The organism is Leucobacter sp. USCH14 (genome assembly GCF_037619215.1).
Classification (GTDB): domain Bacteria; phylum Actinomycetota; class Actinomycetes; order Actinomycetales; family Microbacteriaceae; genus Leucobacter.
Genome location: NZ_JAQPZP010000028.1, coordinates 1 through 2,760, shown reverse-complemented (window position 1 = coordinate 2,760; position 2,760 = coordinate 1). Strand labels below are relative to the sequence as shown.

The window sequence follows — 2,760 nt, the reverse complement described above, 5'->3', positions numbered from 1 at the left end:
GCGCCGCCGCGGCCGAACGGCCGCCACCCCGCGCTTCGCTCCGTGGGCCGGCGCTGTAGCGCCGCCGCGGCCGAACGAAAACGCGATGCGTTTTCGTTAGGCCGCGCCCTCGAACATGGAGGTGACGGAGCCGTCTTCGAAGACCTCGTGAATCGCCTTCGCGAGCAGCGGGGCGATCGACAGCACCGTGAGCTTGTCGAAGCGCTTCTCCTCCGGCACCGGAAGCGTGTCGGTCACAACCACCTGATCGATGAACTCCTGCGAGAGGTGCTCGATCGCACGGCCCGAGAAAATGGCGTGCGTGCACGCGATCGTGACGCCGCGAGCCCCGTTCGCCTTCAACGCCTCGGCCGCCTTCGCGATCGTCCCACCGGTATCGATCATGTCGTCGACGACCACGCACCAACGATCCTTCACGGTACCGACGATCTCGTGCACCGATACCTGATTCGGCACCATGGGATCGCGCCGCTTATGGATGATGGCGAGGGGCGCATCGAGCCGATCGCTCCAGACGTCCGCGACGCGTACGCGCCCCATATCGGGCGACACGACCGTGAGATCGTCGCGGGCGATGGTCTTCCGGAAGTGGTCCAGCAGCACCGGCATGGCGAAGAGGTGGTCGACCGGGCCGTCGAAGAAGCCCTGGATCTGCGGGGCGTGCAGGTCGACGGACATGATGCGGTCTGCTCCGGCAGCCTTGAAGAGATCCGCGATCAGACGGGCCGAGATCGGCTCGCGACCGCGCCCCTTCTTGTCCTGACGCGAGTACGGGTAGAACGGAGCGACGACGGTGATGCGCTTCGCCGAGGCGCGCTTCAGCGCGTCGACCATGATGAGCTGCTCCATGAGCCACTCGTTGATCGGGAAGGTGTGCGACTGGATCACGAACGCATCCGAGCCTCGCACGCTCTCATCGAAGCGTGCGTACAGCTCACCGTTCGCGAACGTACGCGCGTCCGTCGGCACGAGCTCGGCGCCGAGTTCTGCGGCGACCTGTTCGGCCAGCTCGGGGTACGCCCGACCCGTGATCAGGACGAGCTTCTTCTGCCCGGCCATCTCGATTGTGCTCATCCCTGCGTGCTCCTCATCGGTGCTGACATACCCATCACTCTTCGGCTATTTCCCGCGCTCCTCGGCACGCTGCGCCGCCTCCGCGGTGCTGGTGCCCGGGCGGTTCTCGGCGACCCACCCTGCGATGTTGCGCTGGGGAGCAACGTTCATCGCCAGCGAGCCCGAGGGAACATCCTTGCGCACGACGGTGCCTGCCGCCGTGTACGTTCCGTCCTCAATGGTAACGGGTGCGATGAGCACGTTCTTCGAGCCGACGCGCACCCCATCCCCCACGCGAGCCTCGTGCTTCTGCACGCCGTCGTAGTTTGCGAAGATGCTCCCGGCACCGATGTTGCTGTCGGTTCCGATGATCGCATCGCCGACGTAGCTGAGATGCGGCACCTTGCTGCCGTCGCCGATCTTCGCGTTCTTCGTCTCGACGAACGCGCCGATCTTTCCGCCTGAGCCGAGCTCGGTTCCGGGCCGGATGTACGCGAACGGCCCGACGTTGACGCCCGCCGAGAACACCGCGAGCGTCGCTTCGCTGCGGCGAATGCGCGCGTCGGCTCCGACCTCGCAGTCGACGAGCGTCGTATCCGGCCCGATCACAGCGCCGGTCGCGATCGAGGTGGCTCCCTGGAGGAAAGTGCCGGGAAGGATCTCGACATCGGGCTCGATCGACACGTCGGCGTCGATCCACGTCGTCGTAGGATCCTGAATGGTGACGCCCGCGCGCTGATGCGCCCGCACGATGCGCGCATTGAGCTCTCGGCCCGCTTCGGCGAGCTGCGCACGATCGTTGACGCCGGCGATCGTCCACGGATCGTCGGTGGCCACGGCTTCCACATCGCCGCCCGTCACGAGGATGCGGGCAGCCGCATCCGTCAGGTACTTCTCCCCCTGCGCGTTGTTCGTATCGATGCTCGCGAGCGCGGTCTGGAGGGAACGACGTGAGAACACGTAGATGCCGCCGTTGATCTCAGTGATCCGACGCTGGTCGTCGTCGGCATCCTTCTCCTCGACGATGCCGAGCACTGCGCCGGAATCGTCGCGCAGGATCCGCCCGAGGCCGGTGGGGTTGTCGAACACCGCGGAGAGCAGCGTCATCGCCCGGCCCCCGCTCAAGTGCCCCTTGACGAGCCCCTCGAGCGTGGACGTGTCGATGAGCGGGGCATCACCGGAGAGCACGACGACCGAGCCGTCGAAGTCCTCCGGGAGTGCGGCGAGCGCCTGCTCCACGGCACGGCCGGTGCCGGGGACGTCGTCCTGGTCGACGATCACGGTATCGGGAGCGTGCTCGAGAATCGCGGCGGAGACCCGCTCCCGCTCGTGCCGCACCACCGCCACCACCTGAGCCGGTTCGAGCCCTGCTGCAGCATCGAGCACGTGCGCGATGAGGGATCGACCTCCGATGCGGTGCAGCACCTTCGGCAACGCCGACTTCATGCGTGTTCCCTGGCCCGCTGCGAGAATCACAACTGCAAGGTGCTGCTCTGCCATGGTGTCCTTTCTTCGACGACGACCCGAAGCGATGCTTCGCTCCCGACACACAGAGTAGCTGCGCTACCCCATATCGACGGCGCTTGTGAGCGCCGCACGGAGCAATGACCCGAAGCGATGCTTCGTTCCATCGCTCCCGACACACAGAGTAGCTGCGCTACCCCATATCGACGGCGCTTGTGAGCGCCGCACGGAGCAATGACCCGA

Annotated in this window: 2 protein-coding genes; both read right to left on the bottom strand. The window is 66.3% G+C overall.

What is annotated here, in order from left to right:
• Nucleotides 1-96: 96 nt before the first annotated feature.
• Complete coding sequence (locus PQI23_RS13905) at nt 97-1,074, bottom strand: ribose-phosphate diphosphokinase (protein WP_339975550.1); 978 nt, start codon at nt 1,072-1,074, stop codon at nt 97-99.
• 45 nt (nt 1,075-1,119) lie between these two features.
• Nucleotides 1,120-2,553 carry a bifunctional UDP-N-acetylglucosamine diphosphorylase/glucosamine-1-phosphate N-acetyltransferase GlmU gene (gene glmU / locus PQI23_RS13900; RefSeq protein ID WP_339975548.1) on the bottom strand — a complete coding sequence of 478 codons (1,434 nt, stop codon included), beginning with the start codon at nt 2,551-2,553 and terminating at the stop codon, nt 1,120-1,122.
• Nucleotides 2,554-2,760: the final 207 nt, after the last annotated feature.

What these genes read in the sequence shown, in the direction of transcription:
- glmU (WP_339975548.1), bottom strand. Translation starts at nt 2,553, where the DNA reads ATGGCAGAGCAGCACCTTGCAGTTGTGATTCTCGCAGCGGGCCAGGGA.
- PQI23_RS13905 (WP_339975550.1), bottom strand. Translation starts at nt 1,074, where the DNA reads ATGAGCACAATCGAGATGGCCGGGCAGAAGAAGCTCGTCCTGATCACG.